Below are 20,818 nucleotides of genomic sequence, written 5' to 3'. Positions count from 1 at the left end.
GTCGCGTCCACGCGACGGGCGCGAGGGCGGGCGCGCCTCACCGCGCCGAGGCCACCTTCGTCCGACGCGGACGCGGCGGCTGCACCGACGGCGGCGCCGGAAAGGACGTTCTCGCGGCCAGCGCGCGGTCGAGCTCCTGCGCACGGCGGTCGGCGTCCACGACTTCGCGGATCAACTCGTCGGCGATCGGCGGCAGCGTGCGCCCCTCCACCTTGAGGATGCCGAAGGGAACGACGATCTCAACACCGGAGGACACCAGCGGAACCAGTGCCCCCCGCTCGATCCAGCGGACGGCGGCCGAAAGTGTGGTCATCACGACGTGGTCGGTGGCCGCGGCCACGTCGCACATCATGTCGTGCGACTCGCAGGCGAGGTCGGGGATCGATCGTCCGGCGGCCTTGCGGTCACGTGCCTTGGCCAGCGTCTCGACGATCCATGCCGGCAGGCGCCCGGAGCTGACGATCGGATGGGCGGTGATGTCCGCCAGCGACAGCCCCGAGGCCGCGTGCGCCAGCGGGTGCGACGGGCGCACGAGGAAGCGCCCCAGTCTCGGCGAGAGCGGGTTCGCGGTCAGGCCGGCGAGCTGGTCGGCAGGGGGGATCGCGGACACCACGAAGTCGAGTTCCCGGCGACGCAGCGCCGCAATGAGCATCGTCCAGGGCTCGTTCACGAGCCGGACGCTGACGCCGGGATGCTTCGCCGCGAACCTGGCCACCGCGTCCGTCATGAAGATCGCGGTCGGGTACACGCCCGATCCCACCGCCAGCGCACCGGTGCCCACGCCGCGCAGCGTCGACAACTCGCGGTCGAGCGCCTCGGCGCGCGCGAGGAGGTCCGCCGCGTGGGCGAGGAAGATGCGCCCGAGGTCGGTCGGTTCGACGCGGCTCTTGCCCCGGTCGAAGAGCTTGAGGCCGGTCCGCCGCTCCAGTTCCTGGATGCTGCGGGAGAGCGCCGGCTGGGTGAGGTGCTGGGCGCGCGCCGCCCGCGCGAAATTGCCTTCGTCCGCCAGGGCCCGCGCGTGCCGGAGCAGCCGGAGGTCGAAGTCCATGCGCCGATGTTATCAGAGGGATGAGGGCATTCGATTGGACCACCCCGGGTCCGCCCGCGAGAATGCCGCCGCAGAACTGGACGCCGCCGGAGGGCGTGCCGTCCGGCCGATCGGTCTGTCTTCGGAGGAACGCCGCATGAATCCGTTCACCAAGCCGTCGCTCGCCGGTGCATTGGCGGCCGGAGCGCTCGCGCTCCTGGCATCCGCGAGTGCGCTCGCGCAGGGCAAGCCCAACATCCTGGTGATCTGGGGCGACGACATCGGCCAGTTCAACATCAGCGCGTACAACCGCGGGATGATGGGCTACAAGACGCCCAACATCGACAGCATCGCGGCGGAGGGCGCGCTCTTCACCGACTGGTACGGCCAGCAGAGCTGCACCGCCGGCCGCGCAGCCTTCATCACCGGCCAGTCGCCGATCCGCACCGGACTGACGAAGGTCGGTTTGCCTGGCGCCCCCGAAGGCATGCAGGCGGCGGATCCGACGATCGCGACGCTGCTGCGCGCGCAGGGCTACATGACCGGCCAGTTCGGCAAGAACCACCTGGGCGACCGCGACGAGATGCTGCCGACGAAGCACGGGTTCGACGAGTTCTTCGGCAACCTCTACCACCTGAACGCCGAGGAGGAGCCGGAGTACGCCGACTATCCGAAGAGCCCGGAGTTCAGGAAGAAATTCGGCCCGCGCGGCGTCATCCACAGTTTCGCCGACGGCCGGATCACCGACACCGGCCCGCTGACGAGGAAGCGCATGGAGACCATCGACGAGGAAGTCACGGTCAAGGCGCTCGACTTCATGGCGCGCGCGAAGGCGGAGAACAAGCCGTTCTTCCTGTGGTGGAACTCGACGCGCATGCACATCTTCACGCATCTGAAGAAGGAGTCCGACGGCAAGACCGGCCAGGGCATCTACGCCGACGGCATGGTCGAGCACGACGGCCACGTCGGGCAGGTGCTCGCGAAGCTGAAGGAACTCGGCCTGGACGGCAACACGATCGTCATGTACTCGACCGACAACGGCGCCGAGACCTTCACCTGGCCCGACGGCGGCACGACGATGTTCCGCGGCGAGAAGAACACCAACTGGGAAGGCGGCTACCGCGTGCCGACGATGATCCGCTGGCCCGGCGTGATCAGGCCCGGCACCGTGATCAACGACATCGGCGCGCACGAGGACATGCTGCCTACGCTGGTCGACGCCGCCGGCGGCAAGGATGTCGCCGAGACGCTGAAGCGGGGCACGACGATCGGCGGGCGCAGCTACAAGGTGCACCTCGACGGCTACGATCTCGGCCCGGCGTTGCGCGGGCAGGCGCCGTGGCCGCGCAAGGAATTCATCTACTGGACCGACGACGGCAGCGTGGCGGCGCTGCGCTACGGGGACTTCAAGGTCACGTTCCTCGAGCAGAAGGCGCACGGCCTGCGCGTGTGGATCGACCCGTTCAAGGCCCTGCGCGCGCCGCTCCTCACCAACCTGCGGATGGATCCGTTCGAGCGCGCCGAGTACGAGAACGCGATGGGCTACCAGCGCTGGTTCGTCGAGCACATGTGGGCGTTCGCGCCGGCCGGCGCGTACGTCGCGAACTGGTTGCAGAGCTTCAAGGACTTTCCGCCGCGCCAGAAGCCGGGCAGCTTCAACCTGGACCGTGTGATGGAGGCGGTGACGAAGACGCAGCAGAATTGACGGCATGACTCCTCCGTCGGGGGCCGGACCTTTCCAAAGCGGGTTCGGCCCTCCTTTTTCCGCCGCGGTGACCGTCGACCATGGCGAACCCGCTCTTCGGGGCGGCGTACCATCCGAACCGATCCGGCGACCGCCCTGTCCGAATGCCCTGTCCGACGCCATGACGATGACGCCCGCCGCGACCCGCGGTGAATCGGTGCGCGCGCGTTGGACGCAGCGTGCCGGCCTCGGGCTGATGCTCCTCCTCCTCGTCGCCGGCGGCGCGCTCGCGCAGGCGACGGGCGCGGATGCGAAGGAGGCGACGAAGCCGGCGAAGGATGCGGCGGCACCGCCGCGCCAGCTCGCGATCGCGAACAAGCCCTGGACCGGCGACGTCGACGCGATGCTCCAGCGGCGCATGATCCGTGTCGCGATCCCCTATTCGCGCTCGCTCTACTACTCCGAGAAGGGCCGGGAGCGCGGGCTCGCGGCGGAACTGGTGCGCGACTTCGAGCGCTGGTTGAACCAGAAGCATGCGAAGACGCTGGGCAAGCGGCCGCTGACCGTCTACATGATCCCGGTGACCCGCGACAAGCTGGCCTCCGACGTGGCCGAGGGTCTCGCCGACATCGCGGTGGGCAACCTGACCGTCACCGACGAGCGGCTCGAGATCGTCGACATGGTCTCGCCCGCCGGCCAGAAGCCGGTGCGTGAGGTGCTCGTGACCGGTCCGACGGCGCCGAAGATCGCCACGATCGACGACCTCGCCGGCAGGACCGTCCATGTCCGGCGCGCATCGTCGTACCACGAGAGCCTCGCCGCGCTCGACGCGAAGTTCGCAGCCGCCGGCAAGCCGGCGATGAAGCTCGTGATCGTCCCCGACGCGCTGGAGGACGAGGACATGATGGAGATGGCGAACGCCGGACTGATGCAGGCGATCGTCGTCGACGAGTGGAAGGCCGACATGTGGGCGCAGGTGCTGCCGAAGCTTCGCGTCGACGACACCATCGTGCTGCGCGACGGCGGCAAGACCGGCTGGATGGTGCGCAAGGGCAGCACGAAGCTCGCCGCCGAGATCGAGGCGTTCTACACCACCTGGGCGCTCAAGCAGGGTGTCGTCAATTACCGTCTGGCGCAGTCGATGAAGCGCGTGAAGCAGATCAAGGACCCGACCGGGTCGGCCGAGTGGAAGCGCTTCACGGACACGCTCGCGCTCTTCCGCAAGTACGGCGAACGCTACGGCTTCGACCCGCTGATGCTGGCGGCGCAGGGCTACCAGGAGTCCGGGCTCGACCAGAACGCGAAGAGCCACGTCGGCGCGATCGGCGTCATGCAGATCATGCCGGCGACCGGCGCGCAGCTCGGCGTGGGCGACATCCGCGAGATCGAATCGAACATCCACGGCGGGGCCAAGTACATGGACCAGCTGATGACCAAGTACTTTCCGGACGCGAAGTTCAGCGCGGGCAACCGGCCGCTGTTCGCGTTCGCGAGCTACAACTGCGGACCGGGCAACGTATCGAAGGCCCGGACCGAAGCGAAGAAGCGTGGGCTGGACCCGGACAGGTGGTTCAACAACGTGGAGATCGTCGTCGCCGAGAAGATCGGAACCGAAACGACGACCTACGTTCGCAACATCTACAAGTACTACGTGGCGTACCGGCTGCTGCTGGATGCGCAGGATCGCGCGCGCGCCGCGCGCGAGGCGGTCGCCGGGCCGGCGAAGTAGCCAGGGCCCGTCAGCGCCGGCGTGAGTGCCCCGGTAGCGTTGGCAGGCCCCGAGGGAGGGAGTTCGTACCATGACCGACATCGCCGAGGCCGCTGACGCGGCAGCCGCCGGACCGGGCAACGCGCCGGAACACGACGCCGAGTTGCGCTCGCTCCACACCGCCGCGCGCTTGATCGCGGTCGCGCTCACCGTCGCGATCGTGGTCGCGTTCGTGGCCGGCTACGGGATCCTCGAACGTCCCGAGGGGCTTACGAAGATGGTGGGGGTGGGCTTGATCGGCTTCGCCGGCAGCGGAGTGGGCGCGCTCGTGTCGCTCTTGAACCGCTACGCCGCCGGGTTCGAGCTCGACGACGGAGCGCGCAGCCCGCCGGGCGCCGAAGGCGAGGTGTTTCAGCGCCGCATCGCGTTCTGCTTCGTGATGCGGCCGGTGCTCGGGCTCCTCATCGCGCCGCTGATCGTGGCCGGCGTGTCGCTCTTCCTGAGCCGGCACGAGACGTTCACCAACTCGGTCGACGCGATGACGCTCGCGTCGTTCATCGGGGGTCTCTACGCGAAGTCGATCCTCGAGGCCGCGAAGAACGCGTTCAAGGTGGTGTTCCGGACGTGACGCGCATGGCGAAGCGCCGGACGGTCGATGGACGGGAGGCGGCGCCAACCCTCACGCGCCTGATGCTGTCGCTGGCATGCACGGCGCCTGTCGCCGGTTGCGCGGCGACGCGTCCGGTCAACCCGCCGGTGACCGAAGTGCGCCCCCGACGCGGGCTGCCGTTTCGCGAACCGCCCTGTCGAGCGCAACGATCCGAGAACGCTCCTCGTCCTGACCTTCTCCGGCGGAGGCACACGCGCAGCCGCGTTTTCCTGCGGCGTGCCCGAGGTCCTGAAGCGCACCGAGGCGATCGGCCCGAAGGGTGCGCGCTTCCGCCTCCTCGATCAGGTCGACGTCATCACCGGCGTGTCGGGCGGCAGCTTCACGGCGCTCGCCTACGGGCTCTACGGCGACCGTCTGTTCGACGATTGCGAGCAGCGCTTCCTCAAGCGCAACGTGCAAGGCGAACCGATCCAGCGGCTCCTGAGTCCCGCGAACCGGGGCGCGCTCGGCTCGCCCAACCGGGGTCGCTCGGAAATGGCGGCGCAGCTCTACGACGAGATCCTGTTCGAGCGCGCGACCCGAAGGTGGCCTCGCTGGCGAGCGGCCCGTCGCCGAAGCTCTACCCGATCGACGTGTCGCTCCCGATGCTCTCCGACAAGGCGGAGTTCGCCTACCCGAACGACCTGCCGACGTCGTTCGTGCTGTCCGCCGGGGTGGTCGACCGCCTGCGCGCGGCGGCGGGCACGGTCCTCCTCGCGTCGCCCGACTTCCGGAAGCTCGTGGACGACGTCGGTGCGTCGATCGTGGCCTCGCCCGCGGCGCCCGCGCCGCCGCGACCGGGGCCGATCGGGCATTGACGCGCCGCCCTCCGAACAGCATGATGCCGGCCATTTCGCGCAACCCCCTTGGCGCCGACCTCCGGTCGAGGCGCGGGACGGGAAGATCCGCCGGGAAAGGCAACCGATGAGTCACCTCCACCGATTCGTCCGATTCTTCGCACTGTGCACTGCGCTCGTCGCGCCCACGGGTGCGCTCGCGCAAGCGTCGTTCACGGCGGAGCAACTCGACCAGATGCTGGCGCCGGTCGCGCTCTATCCCGATTCGCTGCTGTCGCAGGTGCTGATGGCGTCGACCTACCCGGATGAGTTCCAGGCGGCCGCGAACTGGTCGAAGGCGCACCCGGACGCGAAGGGCGACGACGCCGTCAAGTCGGTCGAGAAGGAGGGCTGGGATCCTTCCGTCGCCTCGCTGGTCGCCTTCCCGGAGGTGCTGGTGTCGCTCGCCGCCAAGCCGCAGGACGTGAAGGCGATGGGCGACGCGTTCCTCGCCCAGCCCGAGGACGTGATGACCTCGGTCCAGCGGCTGCGCGCGGCCGCGCAGAAGGCGGGGAACCTCAAGAGCAACGAGCAGATCAAGGTGTCGAGCGAACCGGCGGAGAAGACGGCGCCCGCGCCCGCCGCATCGGCCCCCGCGGTCACGCAGACGATCATCATCGAGCCGGCGCAGCCGCAGGTCGTCTACGTGCCGGCCTACAACCCGACCTACGTCTACGGACCGTGGTGGTGGCCCGCCTATCCGCCGTACTACTACCCGTACCCGCCGGGCTACTGGTGGTCGCGGCCGATCGCCACCGGCATCGCCTGGGGCGTGTCGATCGGCGTGACCAACGCGCTGTGGGGCGGCGTCAACTGGGGCCACGGCGACGTGAACATCAACGTCGACCGGTACAACAACATCAACGTCAACAACCGGATCAACGCCGATGGCGGGCGCCAGAACTGGGCGCACGACAGCAAGCACCGCACGTCCGACTACCGCGGCGGCGACGCCACGAAGCAGAAGCTCGACCAGAAGCGCGCGTCGACCGGACGCGAGCAGTATCGCGGCAAGGAGACCGACCGCGACGCGAGCCGGCAGCGCGCCGAGCAGGCGATGCGCGACCGTGGCGTCGATCCGGGCAAGGGCAGCGCCGCGGACCGGGCGAAGACGATGGAGCGCGATCCGGGCGTGCAGCGCGCGGCGGCCAACACCGACCGCAGCCGCGATGCCGCGCGCGACCACGCGCAGTCGATGGACCGCAGCGCGGCGCGCCGGAGTTCGTCGAACGCGTCGCACGACAATGCGTTGCGCGGCGCAGGCAGTTCGAACTCGCGCGCCGAGATGTCGCGCGGCAACGCCTCGATGCAGAAGGCGTCGTCGCACGGCGGAAGCAGCGCCCGGATGTCCAGTGGCGGCGGCGGTGGCGCGCGTCCTTCGGCCGGCGCGCACGGCGGCGGTGCGCGCGGCAGCGGCGGCGGCGGACGCGGCGGCGGACGGCGGTGACGGCATGGGGACGAACATGAAGCACGACACGATCGGAACACGGGCGCGGGTCCGCATCGCCTGCGCCGGCCTCGCCGTCGCGGCCGCGTTCGCGCCGCTCTCGGCCCACGCGCAGGAGCGCTTCGCGACGCCCGAGGCCGCGGCCGACGCGCTCGTCGACGGCATCGCAAGGCACGACGGCGCGCGCGTGCGCGAGGTGCTGGGACCGCGCGCGGACCAGGTGCTGCCGAAGACCGTCGGCGAGCACGACAGGCTGCGCTTCCTCGAAGCCTGGGCGCAGGGCCACCGCATCGTCGGGCGCACCGACGCGCGCGCGATGGTCGAGGTCGGCACGCACGGGTGGACGCTGCCGATCCCGCTCGCGCACGATTCCGGAGGCTGGAGCTTCGACCTCGTCGCCGCGGTCGACGAAATGCGCGCGCGGCGCATCGGCCGCAACGAACTCGCGGCGATCCAGGTGTCGCTCGCCTACGTCGACGCGCAGCGCGAGTACGTCGAGCGCGACTGGGACGGCGACGGTGTGAAATCCTACGCGCAGCGCGCGATCTCGACGCGGGGCAGGCACGACGGCCTCTACTGGGCGTCGCTGCCCGGCGAGCCCGAGAGCCCGCTGGGGCCCGGGTTCGCGGACGCGACGCCGGGCATGCCCTACCACGGCTACGCCTACCGCATCCTCACCGCGCAGGGTGCCGCGGCGGCGGGGGGCGCGAAGAACTACGTGGCGAACGGCCGCATGACCGGAGGGTTCGCGCTCGTCGCCTGGCCGGCGAAGTACGGCGACACCGGCGTGATGACCTTCATCGTCAACCAGGACGGCGTCGTCTACCAGCGCGACCTCGGTCCCGACACCGCGACCCGGGCACGCGCGCTCCGTGCATTCGATCCCGGTCCGGGCTGGGAACGGGCCGACACCGGCCAGTAGCGCGCGAACGCGCAAGTGGGTTCCCCGGGCGCGGACGGCGGCGGTCTCGCCAGCGGTCGCGCGCTCGCACTCATCGCGCGCCGCGCGGTCGCGATCGTCGCGTGGGCCTGCGCGAGCAGCGCACTCGCGCAACCGGCGCCCCACTACGTCGGCACCGCCGCGTGCACGACCTGCCACACGAAGGAGGCGGAGGCCTGGCGCGGCTCGCAGCACGCGGGCGCGATGGCCGAGGCGAACGAGCGCACCGTGCTCGGGAATTTCGCCGACGCGCGCTTCACTGCGCACGGGGTCACGTCGCGGTTCTTCCGTCGCGACGCCCGCTACTACGTGCGCACCGACGGTCCCGACGGCAAGCCCGCCGACTTCGAGATCCGCTACACGTTCGGCGTGTATCCGCTGCAGCAGTACCTCGTCGCGCTGCCCGGTGGCCGGCTGCAGGCATTGGGCATCGCCTGGGACGCGCGGCCGAAGGCGCAGGGCGGGCAGCGCTGGTTCCACCTCTACCCGGACCGCAAGCTCGCCGCCGGCGAACCGCTGCACTGGACCGGACTCGACCAGAACTGGAACTACCAGTGCGCGGACTGCCATTCGACCAACCTGCGCAAGAACTACGACCTCGCGACACGCAGCTACCAGACGACGTGGACCGACCTCGACGTCGGTTGCGAGGCCTGCCACGGCCCGGGCTCGCGGCACGTCGGCTGGGCCGGCCGTGATGCGGGAGCGCGCGCGGCCGATGCGACGAGGGGGCTGACGGCGCGACTGGACGAGCGGCGCGGCGTGACCTGGGCGATCGACGCGGCGACCGGGAGCGCCGCCCGCAGCACGCCGCGAGCGACGGCGCGCGAGATCGAGACCTGCGCGCGCTGCCACGCGCGGCGCGGCCAGTTCGACGACCGCTGGCACGCGGGCGACCCGCTGGGTGACGCTTTCCGCGTGGCCACGCTCGAACCGGGCTTGTACTACCCGGACGGGCAGCAGCGCGACGAGGTCTACGTCCACGGCTCGTTCCTGCAGAGCCGCATGAACGCGAAGGGCGTCACCTGCTCGGATTGCCACGAGCCGCACACCGGCAAACTGCGCGCGACGGGCAACGCCGTGTGCGGGCAATGCCACGCGCCGTCGCGCTTCGACGTCGAGGCGCACCACCATCACAAGACGGGGAGCCCCGGTGCCGCTTGCGCTTCCTGCCACATGCCGACGCGGACCTACATGGTCGTCGATCCGCGTCACGACCATTCGATCCGCATCCCGCGGCCCGACCGCAGCGTCGCGCTCGGCACGCCGAACGCCTGCGGCGGCTGCCACGCGCGCGAAGGCGCGCAGTGGGCCGCGGATGCGATCGCGCGCTGGTTTCCGGCGCGCAAGCCCGGCTTCCAGGGCTTCGCCGAGACCTTCGCGGCGGCCGATCGCGGCGCGCCGGACCTGCGGGCCACGCTCGCGAGCTACGCCGGCGATCGCACGCAGCCGGCCATCGTGCGGGCGAGCGCGGTCGAGCGACTCGCGTCGCGTCCGGGCGGCGAGGGGACCGCCGCGATCGTGCGGGCGGCGGGCGACCCCGATCCGATGGTACGCGCGGCGGCGGCGCGCGCCCTTCGCAATGCGGAACCGGCCGTGCGCGCGCGCACGCTCACGCCGCTCTTGTCCGACCCGATCCGCGACGTGCGCATGGAGGCCGCGCGGTCGCTCGTGGGCGAGCCCGAACGGTCGCTCGGCGAAACCCAGCGCGCGAAGCTCGCCACGGCGCTCGCCGAAATCGACGCTGCGCTCGCGTTCAACGCGGACCGTCCGGAAGCGCACGCGGATCGCGGCTCGCTCGCGCTCGCGCGCGGCGACACGGACGCCGCGATCGCGGCGTTTGGCCGCGCGCTCGAACTCGATCCGACCTTCGCGCCCGCGGCCGTCAACCTCGCCGACGTCCAACGCGCCCTCGGCCGAGACGGCGAAGCGATCGCGGTCCTGCTGCGTGCGATCCGCGCAGACCCTCGCGCAGCAGCGCCGCGACACGCGCTCGGCCTCGCGTACGTGCGGCAGAAGAAGCGTCCCGAGGCGCTCGCCGCGCTCTCCGAGGCCGCCCGTCTCGCGCCGGACAATCCGCGCTACGCGTTCGTCTACGCGGTGGCGCTGCACGACGCCGGCCGGACGAAGGAATCCATGGCGGTGCTGCAAGGGGCGCTCGCGCAGCACCGCTACGACCGCGACCTGCTCTCCGCGCTGGCGGCCTATTCGGCGCGCGGCGGCGACGCCGACGCCGCTGCCGGCTACGAGCGGCGACTCTCCGAACTGCGTCCCTGAACCCGCGCCCGTCGGAGCGTCGGGCGGTCGGGCAGAATGCCGGGATTCGCGCCTGTCCCGGGCCGCGACGGCCGGAGCGTTCCGGCCGAACCCCGCCGGACGATCCGACCTCCGCCGCCTTGCCGTCACCGCTCAATCCGTCGAAGAAGAAGCACCGGTTCGGCAAGGCGTGGATGCACGACCACGTCAACGATCCGTACGTGCAGGAGGCCAGGAGGCGCGGCTACCGCTCGCGCGCGGCCTTCAAGCTGATCGAACTCTCCGGGAAGGACCGGCTGCTGCGGCCCGGCATCGTCGCCGTCGACCTGGGATCGGCGCCGGGGAGCTGGTGCCAGGTCCTGCGCGAGCGGTTGGGCCCGGGGGCGCGCATCGTCGCGATCGACGTCCTGCCGATGGACCCGGTCGCGGGCGTCGCGTTCGTGCAGGCGGATTTCGCGACCGACGAGGGACTCGCCGCCGTCGACCGGGCGCTCGCCGGACGGCGGGCGGACCTTGTCCTCTCCGACATGGCCCCCAATCTCTCCGGCATCGACGCGGTCGACCAGGCGCGCAGCGTCGGATTGGCGGACCTCGCGCTCGCCTTCGCGGCCGATCACCTGAAACCCGGCGGCGATTTCGCGGTCAAGGTCTTCCAGGGCTCCGGGCTCGCCGAGTTCGAGCGGTCGATGCGGGGACATTTCGCGAAGGTCTACGTGCGAAAGCCCAGGGCGAGCCGCGACCGCAGCCGCGAGGTGTTCCTGGTGGGCAAGGGCTTCGAGGGCGGGGAGACGACCGCTCCGGGGCCGGGCATGGCGGTGGGGTAGAATCATCGAACGAACGTCCGGGGCCCGACGGCCCGCGGGCGGTCCGCGCGGCCCTCCGCGCGGCCAACGGAGCGCGACGTGAACAACCTGCTCAAGAACATCGGCATCTGGCTCGTCATCGGTCTGGTGGTGCTGACCGTCGTCAAGCAGTTCGACGCGCGCCAGGCGTCGAAGGACACGCTGCCCTACTCCGAGTTCATGGCGCAGGCCAAGGACGGCAAGGTCGAGTCCGCGGTGATCGAGGGCCGGACGATCAAGTGGACCTCGACCGACAAGAAGCGCTTCGTCACGACCTCGCCGGGCGACATCTGGATGGTCTCCGACCTCCTCAAGTTCGGCGTGCGCGTCGACGCGAAGGCCGAGGAGGAGCAAAGCTTCCTCGCGCAGGTGTTCATCTCGTGGTTCCCGATGCTGCTTCTGATCGGCGTGTGGATCTTCTTCATGCGCCAGATGCAGGGCGGGGGACGGGGCGGCGCGTTCAGCTTCGGCAAGAGCAAGGCGCGCATGCTCGACGAGTCGAACAACACGGTCACCTTCGCCGACGTCGCCGGCTGCGACGAGGCCAAGGAGGAGGTCGCCGAACTGGTCGAGTTCCTGCGCGATCCGTCGAAGTTCCAGAAGCTCGGCGGCCGCATCCCGCGCGGCGTGCTGATGGTCGGCTCGCCCGGCACCGGCAAGACGCTGCTCGCGAAGGCGATCGCCGGCGAGGCGAAGGTGCCGTTCTTCTCGATCTCCGGTTCCGACTTCGTCGAGATGTTCGTCGGCGTAGGCGCCGCGCGCGTGCGCGACATGTTCGAGCAGGCGAAGAAGAACTCGCCCTGCATCGTGTTCATCGACGAGATCGACGCGGTCGGCCGGCAGCGCGGCGCGGGGCTCGGCGGCGGCAACGACGAGCGCGAGCAGACGCTGAACCAGTTGCTGGTCGAGATGGACGGCTTCGAGGGCAGCGCCGGCGTGATCGTGATCGCCGCGACCAACCGCCCCGACGTGCTCGACCCGGCTCTGCTGCGCCCGGGCCGCTTCGACCGGCAGGTCGTCGTCCCGCTGCCCGACATCCGCGGCCGCGAGCAGATCCTGCTCGTGCACATGCGCAAGGTGCCGATGGGGCCGGACGTGAAGGCCGACATCATCGCGCGCGGCACGCCCGGCTTCTCGGGCGCGGACCTCGCGAACCTCGTCAACGAGGCGGCGCTCTTCGCGGCGCGCTCGAACAAGCGGCTCGTCGACATGGACGACTTCGAGCGCGCGAAGGACAAGATCATCATGGGCGCCGAGCGGCGCTCGATCGTGATGCCCGAGGAGGAGCGCCGCAACACGGCGTACCACGAGTCGGGCCACGCGATCGTCGCGAAACTGCTGCCCAAGACCGACCCGGTGCACAAGGTGACGATCATCCCGCGCGGGCGCGCGCTCGGCGTCACGATGCAACTGCCGGAGACCGACCGCTACAGCATGGACCGGGACCGGATGCTGAGCATGATCTCGGTGCTGTTCGGCGGCCGCATCGCCGAAGAGGTGTTCATGCACCAGATGACGACCGGCGCGTCGAACGACTTCGAGCGCGCGACGCAGATCGCGCGCGACATGGTGATGCGCTACGGCATGAGCGACGTGATGGGACCGATGGTCTACGCGGAGAACGAGGGCGAGATCTTCCTCGGCCGCGCGATCACCCGTCAGGTGAACATGTCCGAGGAGACGATGCGCAAGGTGGACGCCGAGGTCCGCAAGATCATCGACGGCCAGTACGCCGTGGCGCGCAGGCTCCTCGAGGACAACCGCGACAAGGTCGAGGCGATGGCGAAAGCGCTGCTCGAGTTCGAGACGATCGACGCCGAGCAGATCGACGACATCATGGCCGGCAAGCCGCCGCGACCGCCGAAGCCCTCGCCGCCGCCGTCGTCGGGCGCGAACTCGACCGGACCTTCCGCCTCGGCAGGCGCTGCGCCGTCCGCGAACCCCGCGTAGCGGCACGGCCGCGCGGATCCCGAAGAGCGCGCCCGCGGGCGCGCTCTTCGTTTCTTCGGCGCTACACTTGCGGGCGATGAACACGACCTCGCGCGTGCTCGTGGCCGGCCGCCACGTCCTCGACCTTTCGCGGCCGTTGGTGATGGGTATCCTCAACGTGACGCCGGACTCGTTCCACGACGGCGGGCGCTACGCCGACGCGGATCGCGCCATCGAGCGCGGCCGGCGCATGGTCGCCGACGGCGCCGACATCGTCGACGTGGGCGGCGAGTCGACGCGGCCGGGGGCGACGCCGGTCGAGCTGACGATCGAGGTCCGCCGCATTCGCCCGGTGGTCGAGGCGCTCGCGGGCGACGGCATCCCGGTGTCGATCGACACGATGAAGCCCGCCGTGATGCGCGCGATGCTCGCCGCCGACATCGCGATGATCAACGACGTGCGGGCGCTGCGCGAGGTCGGCGCGATCGAGGCGGTGGCGGCCGGCCGCTCGGCCGTCTGCCTGATGCACATGCGCGGCACGCCGGCGACGATGCAGCAGGAGACCGGATACGGCGACGTCGTCGGCGAGGTTCGGGCGTTCCTCGCCGAGCGTGCCCGCGCCTGCGAGGACGCCGGCATCGCGCGCGAGCGCATCGTCGTCGATCCCGGTTTCGGCTTCGGCAAGGGCACCGCGGAGAACCTCGCGCTGCTGCGCGGCCTGGCTGAACTCACCGGTCTGGGATACCCGGTGCTCGCCGGCCTGTCGCGCAAGGCGACGATCGGCGCGATCACCGGACGCGACGGCGAGGACCGGCTCGCGGGCAGCGTGGCGGCGGCGCTCGCAGCGGTGGCGCGCGGCGCGTCGATCGTGCGCGTTCACGACGTGCGCGAGACGGTCGACGCGCTCCGGGTCTGGTCGGCCGTGGCGCGCGACCCCGCCGCCGGGGCTGCCGCGCCGCAGGCGCGAGGCGCATAATCGCGGCCGTGAGCAACAGGAAGGGCGGGCGATGAAGCGCGAGTACTTCGGCACCGATGGCGTCCGCGGACGGGTCGGCGTGCCTCCGATCACGCCCGACCTCGTGATGAAGCTCGGATGGGCCGCGGGACGCACGCTCGCCGCCGATCCGCGCCGGCCGGGGGGGCGACCTTCCGTGCTGATCGGCAAGGACACGCGGATCTCGGGCTACCTGCTCGAAGCGGCGCTCGAAGCGGGGCTGTCCGCCGCCGGCGTCGACGTCGCGCTGTGCGGCCCGCTGCCCACACCCGGCATCGCGTACCTGACGCGCGCGCTGCGGCTCACCGCCGGGATCGTCATCAGCGCGTCGCACAATCCCTACGACGACAACGGCATCAAGTTCTTCTCGTCGGCGGGCATGAAGCTCCCCGACAAGATGGAGAGCGACATCGAGCGCGCGATGGGCGCGACGCTGGGCTGCGTCGCCTCGGCGGACCTCGGCAAGGCGCGCCGCGTGAACGACGCGCCGGGGCGCTACATCGAGTTCTGCAAGGCCACGTTCCCGTCCACGCTCGACCTGCGCGGCGTCACCGTCGTCGTCGATTGCGCGCACGGCGCGGCCTACCACGTCGCCCCGCCGGTGCTGAGCGAACTCGGCGCGACCGTGATCGCGACCGGCGTCGCGCCGGACGGTCTCAACATCAACGAACGTTGCGGTGCGACGCATCCGGCGCATCTCGCCGGCGAGGTGGTGAAGCACCGTGCCGACCTCGGCATCGCGCTCGACGGCGACGGCGATCGCGTCGTGATGGCCGATCGCGACGGGCGCGTCTATCACGGCGACGAGCTGCTGTTCGTGGTCGCGATGGACGCGAAGCGGCGCGGCGCGCTCTCCGGCGGCGTCGTCGGCACGCAGATGACCAACCTCGGCTTCGAGCAGGCGCTCGCGCAGCAGGGCATCCCGCTCGAACGCGCGAAGGTCGGCGACCGCTACGTGCTCGAGCGGATGGTCGAGCGCGGATGGTCGCTGGGCGGGGAGAACTCCGGCCACCTGATCTGCCTCGACAAGCACACGACCGGCGACGGGATCGTCGCCGCGCTCGCCGTGATGCGCGCGCTGATCGAGGGGAAGCAGACCTTGGCCGAGGCGACCGCGCCGGTCGCGATGTTCCCGCAGACGCTCATCAACGTGCCGGTCCAGCGCGGATTCGACTGGCAGGGCGACGACGCGGTGTCCCGGTCCCACGAGCGCGCGGCGCGCGCGCTCGGCGACGCCGGGCGTGTGCTGCTGCGTCCGTCGGGCACCGAGCCCGTGCTGCGCGTGATGGTCGAGGCGCGCGAGAAGACGCTCGCCGACGAGCACGCCGGCGCGATCGCCGAGGCCATCGCGAAGGCGGCGGGCGCGCCGTTGTAGGCGCAGTCGCGGGTCGGGCTTCAGCCTGACGCGTTCCTCGTGGGTCGGGCTTCAGCCTGACGCCTCTCGGCACCATGTCGCACGCAATCGCCCGGTGATCCCGGAGAAGGCAAGGACGATGCCGGGGCTGCGAATGTCGCAAGGCGAGCTCGCGCGGCGACTGCGTGTCTCGCGCGTGACGATCAACACGCTGCTGCAGGAGCGGCGCGACCTCTCGGTCGAGCTGGCCGCCCGCATCGCGCACCTGCTCGGCCATTCGGCCGAGAGCTGGCTTCGAATGCAGAACGCGATCGATCCGTGGCGCGTGGCCCAGGACCGGTCGGTGCTGGCCGGGATCGATCCGCTGCCGAAGGATCGGGTCGCGGTGCAGGGGTCAGCCGTGCCGCGCCCTCGAATCGTCCGGCGCCTGCGCACGCTCGTCCATGCCGTAGTCGCGGAGCACCTGCGCGACGCGCAGCCGGTAGCCCGCGAACACGCTGTCGCGGCCCAGCGCCTGGGCGCGACGGTGCTCGTCCAGATTGCGCCAGCGCCGCACCGCCTCCTCGTCGCGCCAGATCGACAGCGACAGGATCTTGCCCGGGTTCGTGAGGCTCTCGAAGCGCTCGACCGAGACGAAGCCGTCGATCTTCTCGAGCAGCGGTTTCAGGTGCGCGGCGGTGTCGAGGTAGGCGCCGCGCCGCTCGGGGTGCGGCACGACCTCGAAGATCACGGCGATCATGGGTGCCCTCCGGGAGTTGGTCGTATCATCATCGCATGGTCGCCGTCGTCCACGCCGCACCCGGTCCGGCTCCGCAGGCCTTCGCGGGGTGGCTCGACGCGCTCGAAGGCACCTACCCCCACGGGGATGTCGCGGCGTTCCGCGACGCGTTCGAGTACGTGCGCTCGCGCGTCGGCGACGCGCAGGCGGCCGACGGCGAGCGTCTCGTCGACCGCGCGCTCGGCTCTGCCGGCATCGTCGCGGGGCTGAAGCTCGACCCCGAGTCGATCCGCGCGGCGCTCTTGTCGGTGCTGCCCGCCGCCCGAGCGTTCGACGCCGACGATGTCGCGGCGCGTTTCGGCGCCGACGCGGCCTCGCTGGTCGCGGGCTTCGCGCGCATGGATTCGATCCGGACGCGCCGGGTCGGCGCGACGCCCGAGGCGCGCGCCGCGCAGTCGGAGAACCTGCGCAAGATGCTGCTCGCGATGGTCGAGGACATCCGCGTCGTCGTCCTGAAGCTCGCGGAACGGCTGCAGGCGCTGCGCTGGCTGATGTCGGCCGATCCGGCGGCGCGGCGGGAAGCCGCGCGCGAGGTGCTGGATCTCTACGCGCCGCTCGCGAACCGGCTGGGCGTCTGGCAGCTCAAGTGGGAACTCGAGGACCTGTCGCTCCGCGCGACCGAGCCCGACACCTACCGCGAGATCGCGAAGCTCCTGGACGAACGCCGGCTCGATCGGCAGCGCTACATCGAGGACGTCGTCGCGATCCTGAAGCGGGAGCTCGCGGCCGCACGCATTCCCGCCGACGTGTCGGGCCGTCCGAAGCACATCTTCAGCATCTGGACCAAGATGCGGCGCAAGGGCTCCGGCATCGAGGGTCTCTACGACATCCGCGCGGTGCGCATCCTCGTCGACGACGTGAGGCAGTGCTACGCGGCGCTCGGCATCGTCCACCACCTGTGGACGCCGCTGCCGGGCGAGTTCGACGACTACATCGCGAAGCCGAAGGCCAACGACTACCGCTCGCTGCACACGGCCGTCATCGGCCCCGAAGGCAAGCCGCTCGAGGTGCAGATCCGCACGCGCGACATGCACCAGCACAGCGAGTACGGCGTCGCGGCGCACTGGCGCTACAAGGAAGGCGCGGCGGGGCGGCGCGACCCGCGGTTCGAGGACCGGATCGCGTGGCTGCGGCAGGTACTCGACTGGAAGGACGCGATCGCCGACACGAGCGAGTGGCTCGCGGCGTTCAAGCAGTCGCTCTTCACCGACACGATCTACGTGCTGACGCCGCAGGGCAAGGTCGTGGACCTGCCGTCGGGCGCGACGCCGGTCGACTTCGCCTACGCCGTGCACACGAACCTCGGGCACCGCTGCCGCGGCGCGAAGGTCGACGGCCACATGGTGCCGCTCAACACGCCGCTCGCGAACGGCCAGCGCGTCGAGGTGCTGACGGTGAAGGAAGGCGGGCCGTCGCGCGACTGGCTGAACCCGGAACTCGGCTTCGTCACCAGCCATCGCGCGCGCGCCAAGGTCCGCCAGTGGTTCAAGGCGCAGGCGCTCGATGCCACGCTCGCGCAGGGCCGCGCGGCGGTCGAGCGCGAACTCTCGCGCAGCGGCGTGTCGCTCCTCAACCACGAGCTGCTCGCCGCGAAGGCCGGCTACGCGAAGCCCGACGACCTCTTCGTCGCGTTCGCGCGCGACGAGATCAACCTGCGCCAGCTCCAGGCGGCGATCCGGGACGCGTCCGCGCCCGCCGCTCCGGGTCCCGCGGCGCCGCCGACCGACTCTCCGGAAGTGGTCACGCGCGCGAGCCGGGCGTCCGGTTCGGGCAGCGGCATCCTGATCGTCGGCGTCGATCGCCTGATGACCGGGCTCGCGCGCTGCTGCAAGCCCGCGCCGCCCGACCCGATCGCGGGCTTCGTCACGCGGGGCAAGGGCATCACGATCCACCGCGCGTCGTGCGTGAACCTCGCGCGGATCCGCGCACGCGAGCCTGAACGACTGATCGAGGCGAACTGGGGCGCGCGCCGCGAGGAACTCTACCCGGTCGACATCGTCGTGGAATGCGGCGACCGTCCCGGGCTCCTGCGCGACATCTCGGAAGTGTTCTCGCGCGAACGGATCAACGTCACCGCGGTGAACACGCTCACGAAGCACCACCTCGCGCGGATGAACTTCACGATCGAGGTCGCCGGCGTCGAGCAGTTGAGGCGGGCGCTGGCGCTCGTGCGCGACGTGCCCGGGGTGCTCGCGGCGGGGCGCAGATAGCGCGCCGCGGGAGCCTGCCGGTTCGCGCGCCCGCGCGTGGGCGTCAGGTCAGCGCCAGATAGATCGCGAGCGCGCCGCCCAGCGCGGCGAACGCGAGCGCGAACACGATCGCCCAGCCGATCCGGTAGCTCCCCGGGAGGTCCTCCAGCGGCAGCGTGCGCACGAAGCGCGCGTGCTGCACGCTCGCGAACACGATGATCGCCGTGCCGGCCACGACGAGCATCGTGCCGATGACGTTGGAGGCCGTCGTGTGCAGGGACGGGGCAGCCCGACCCGACGAGTGCGCCACGAGGCTCACGAACAGGCCGAAGCGCTCGACGACGAAACCGAGCGCGATCACCGTGATCCCGGTGCGCACCCAGGCGAGCAGCGTGCGCTCGGCGGCGAAGAAGACGCGCGGGTCGCTCATCGGGCGCGGCGCCGCGGTGCGAACGATTCGATCACGCCGGGATGAACCGCAGCGAAAGCCCGTTGTTGCACCACCGCTGGCCGGTCGGCCTCGGGCCGTCGTCGAACACGTGGCCGTGGTGGCCGCCGCACTTCGCGCAGTGGTACTCGATGCGCGGATAGGGGATACCGTGGTCCATCGACGTCTCGAAGGCGCCGGGAATCGTGGTGAAGAACGACGGCCAGCCGGTGCCGCTGTCGAACTTCATCGCGGAGCTGAACACGGGAAGCGAGCAGCCGGCGCAGACGAAGACGCCGCGGCGCTTCTCGCGGTCGAGCGGGCTCGAAAACGGCCGCTCGGTCCCGGCCTCGCGCAGCACGACGTAGGCGTTCGGGGCGAGGAGCTTCCGCCACGCGTCGTTCGACATCGTGATCGGCGTCGCGTCGCTCGCGATCTTCGCGTCCTTCGCGAGGAGTGAACGCCAGCCGGCGCGCAGTTCCTCGACCTGCGGCGTCATCACGCCGGGCGGGACGGGGCCCGCCGCCATGATGGAGGCCGGGCGGACGAACGGGAGCATGCCGAGGAGCGAGAGGAGCGAGCGGCGGGTCATCGGGTTTCCTGCGGACGTGGCTGAAGGGGCGGGTGGCGGCGTCGCGCGATCCGCGCGGCGTCGCAACTTGGTCGTCCCTCCGCCCGGCAGCTTACATCACAGCCGCAGCGGTACGCCGTATCCGGTGAGTTCGAGGTAGCCGCGTCCGAGCGGCCGACCGCCGGTCGACGCGCGCACCGCGCCTTCCCAGTAGACGATTCCGACACTGCCGCGGGCGTCCAGTTCCTGGTCGTCCATCAGCGGTTCGATCGCGATGATGCGTCCCGGCAGCCGCACCTCGAAAGCCACCGGATACGCGATCCCGGTGCGCGGCGAGCGCCAGCGGCGGCCGGGGAGGAACGCGACCTCGTCGGGCGCGAACGTTCGCGTGCGCCCGGAGTCGTCGCGCAGGGTACCGCCGCTCCAGATGAGCGAATCGTCGCGTCCGCGTATCCGGAACGCCATCAGCGCAGCACCGTCGTCGAGATTCAACCCGATCCAGTCCCATCCGGCTGCTTCGGCGGCGAGGTACGCGCTCGACCACTCGTGGTCGAGCCACGCGGTGCCGGCGACGCGATGCGCCTCTCCCCGCATCGACAGTTCGCCGTCGACGGCGAGGTGCGGCACGCTGTAGTAGGCGCTCGCCTGCTCCGGTCGCGGCCCCTTGCGCGAGCGGCCGCGATCGCCCTGCGGGAGCGGCGGCTGGGTCGCGCGGAAGCCGAGGTCGAGGGTGAACGCACGCGCGCCGACGCGCGTGCGCCACGACGTTCCGTCACCGGCGAGCGTCCAGCGGTCGAGCCTGACGTCGGTTCTGCCTTCGGCCGCGCTCGCGACGCCGAAGCCCTCGCGCGCCGCGCGCTGGCCGTGCACGAGATGTCCGACCGTCGCATCGGCGATCGCGGCGTGGGCGAACAGGAGCTGGCGCGGCGCGAACGCGCTCGCCGAAGTCTCGGCCACGCCGGGGCGGCTGCGGAAGAACGTCACCTGCACGCCGCGCTCCACCCCGCGCTCGTCGGTGGTCCAGCCGGTGACGTACCACCACTCGGTGCGAAATGTGGGGTGGCTGCCGTGGTCGCGCGGAAAGGCGAGCCCGACGTCGGCGGGCACGTCGGGGTACGCGACCTCGCCGCGCGCTGCGCCGCTGAGGGCGAGTGCGATCGCCTGCAGCAGGCGCCGGCGCAGGGGAT

17 protein-coding genes and 2 pseudogenes are annotated in these 20,818 nt (G+C 71.1%); 14 read left to right on the top strand and 5 right to left on the bottom strand.

The genetic code is table 11. The features are described from left to right. Window positions 1-37: 37 nt before the first annotated feature. The gene (locus HS109_01370) at window positions 38-1,048 is read right to left on the bottom strand and encodes a LysR family transcriptional regulator (GenBank protein MBE7521011.1); all 1,011 of its coding nucleotides are present in this window, start codon (window positions 1,046-1,048) and stop codon (window positions 38-40) included. A 136-nt stretch (window positions 1,049-1,184) separates the two neighbouring features. Here HS109_01370 and HS109_01365 point away from each other — a divergent pair, with 136 nt between their 5' ends. From HS109_01365 to HS109_01305, 13 genes and pseudogenes are all read left to right on the top strand, one after another. Then, complete coding sequence (locus HS109_01365; protein ID MBE7521010.1) at window positions 1,185-2,732, top strand: arylsulfatase; 1,548 nt, start codon at window positions 1,185-1,187, stop codon at window positions 2,730-2,732. Between the two features lie 235 nt (window positions 2,733-2,967). Continuing rightward, a complete protein-coding gene (locus tag HS109_01360; protein ID MBE7521009.1) occupies window positions 2,968-4,440 on the top strand; it encodes a transglycosylase SLT domain-containing protein in 1,473 nt (490 codons plus the stop codon). Between the two features lie 70 nt (window positions 4,441-4,510). Continuing rightward, the gene (locus HS109_01355; GenBank protein MBE7521008.1) at window positions 4,511-5,047 is read left to right on the top strand and encodes a hypothetical protein; all 537 of its coding nucleotides are present in this window, start codon (window positions 4,511-4,513) and stop codon (window positions 5,045-5,047) included. Between the two features lie 62 nt (window positions 5,048-5,109). Beyond that, window positions 5,110-5,608, top strand: a pseudogene (locus HS109_01350) (patatin-like phospholipase family protein). Between the two features lie 5 nt (window positions 5,609-5,613). Beyond that, the gene (locus tag HS109_01345) at window positions 5,614-5,886 is read left to right on the top strand and encodes a hypothetical protein (GenBank protein MBE7521007.1); all 273 of its coding nucleotides are present in this window, start codon (window positions 5,614-5,616) and stop codon (window positions 5,884-5,886) included. Window positions 5,887-5,992: 106 nt separating this feature from the next. Then, entirely contained in the window at window positions 5,993-7,351 is a 1,359-nt protein-coding gene (locus HS109_01340) for a DUF3300 domain-containing protein (GenBank protein ID MBE7521006.1), read from the top strand. A 16-nt stretch (window positions 7,352-7,367) separates the two neighbouring features. Beyond that, complete coding sequence (locus HS109_01335) at window positions 7,368-8,273, top strand: DUF2950 domain-containing protein (protein MBE7521005.1); 906 nt, start codon at window positions 7,368-7,370, stop codon at window positions 8,271-8,273. Window positions 8,274-8,288: 15 nt separating this feature from the next. Then, window positions 8,289-10,568 (top strand): tetratricopeptide repeat protein, encoded by a 2,280-nt coding sequence (locus HS109_01330; protein MBE7521004.1) that lies wholly within the window; start codon window positions 8,289-8,291, stop codon window positions 10,566-10,568. A gap of 173 nt (window positions 10,569-10,741) precedes the next feature. Continuing rightward, on the top strand, window positions 10,742-11,371 hold the full coding sequence (locus HS109_01325; protein MBE7521003.1) for an RlmE family RNA methyltransferase: 630 nt from the start codon (window positions 10,742-10,744) through the stop codon (window positions 11,369-11,371). Window positions 11,372-11,449: 78 nt separating this feature from the next. Then, window positions 11,450-13,339 (top strand): ATP-dependent metallopeptidase FtsH/Yme1/Tma family protein, encoded by a 1,890-nt coding sequence (locus HS109_01320; GenBank protein ID MBE7521002.1) that lies wholly within the window; start codon window positions 11,450-11,452, stop codon window positions 13,337-13,339. 76 nt (window positions 13,340-13,415) lie between these two features. Continuing rightward, window positions 13,416-14,294, top strand: a complete 879-nt coding sequence (folP, locus tag HS109_01315; protein MBE7521001.1) for a dihydropteroate synthase — start codon at window positions 13,416-13,418, stop codon at window positions 14,292-14,294. Between the two features lie 31 nt (window positions 14,295-14,325). Further along, complete coding sequence (glmM, locus tag HS109_01310; protein ID MBE7521000.1) at window positions 14,326-15,687, top strand: phosphoglucosamine mutase; 1,362 nt, start codon at window positions 14,326-14,328, stop codon at window positions 15,685-15,687. A 118-nt stretch (window positions 15,688-15,805) separates the two neighbouring features. Beyond that, window positions 15,806-16,000 (top strand): annotated as a pseudogene (locus HS109_01305) (HigA family addiction module antidote protein). A gap of 60 nt (window positions 16,001-16,060) precedes the next feature. Here HS109_01305 and HS109_01300 read toward each other — a convergent pair. Next, window positions 16,061-16,405 (bottom strand): antibiotic biosynthesis monooxygenase, encoded by a 345-nt coding sequence (locus tag HS109_01300; protein MBE7520999.1) that lies wholly within the window; start codon window positions 16,403-16,405, stop codon window positions 16,061-16,063. Between the two features lie 2 nt (window positions 16,406-16,407). Between HS109_01300 and HS109_01295 the strand changes: the two genes are divergently transcribed. Continuing rightward, the gene (locus tag HS109_01295; GenBank protein ID MBE7520998.1) at window positions 16,408-18,654 is read left to right on the top strand and encodes a bifunctional (p)ppGpp synthetase/guanosine-3',5'-bis(diphosphate) 3'-pyrophosphohydrolase; all 2,247 of its coding nucleotides are present in this window, start codon (window positions 16,408-16,410) and stop codon (window positions 18,652-18,654) included. Window positions 18,655-18,697: 43 nt separating this feature from the next. Here the strand turns inward: HS109_01295 and HS109_01290 are convergent, their stop codons facing one another. The 3 genes from HS109_01290 to HS109_01280 all read right to left on the bottom strand — a co-directional run bounded on the left by HS109_01290 (window position 18,698) and on the right by HS109_01280 (window position 20,813). Next, window positions 18,698-19,063 (bottom strand): DUF202 domain-containing protein, encoded by a 366-nt coding sequence (locus HS109_01290; GenBank protein MBE7520997.1) that lies wholly within the window; start codon window positions 19,061-19,063, stop codon window positions 18,698-18,700. Window positions 19,064-19,094: 31 nt separating this feature from the next. After that, window positions 19,095-19,559 (bottom strand): peptide-methionine (R)-S-oxide reductase MsrB, encoded by a 465-nt coding sequence (msrB, locus tag HS109_01285; protein ID MBE7520996.1) that lies wholly within the window; start codon window positions 19,557-19,559, stop codon window positions 19,095-19,097. Window positions 19,560-19,748: 189 nt separating this feature from the next. Further along, on the bottom strand, window positions 19,749-20,813 hold the full coding sequence (locus tag HS109_01280) for a carotenoid 1,2-hydratase (GenBank protein MBE7520995.1): 1,065 nt from the start codon (window positions 20,811-20,813) through the stop codon (window positions 19,749-19,751). Window positions 20,814-20,818 lie beyond the last annotated feature (5 nt).

The organism is Burkholderiales bacterium (assembly GCA_015075645.1).
Classification (GTDB): domain Bacteria; phylum Pseudomonadota; class Gammaproteobacteria; order Burkholderiales; family Casimicrobiaceae; genus VBCG01.
Note: the sequence above shows the minus strand (reverse complement) of the source record. Positions and strands in the feature narration are given on the sequence as shown.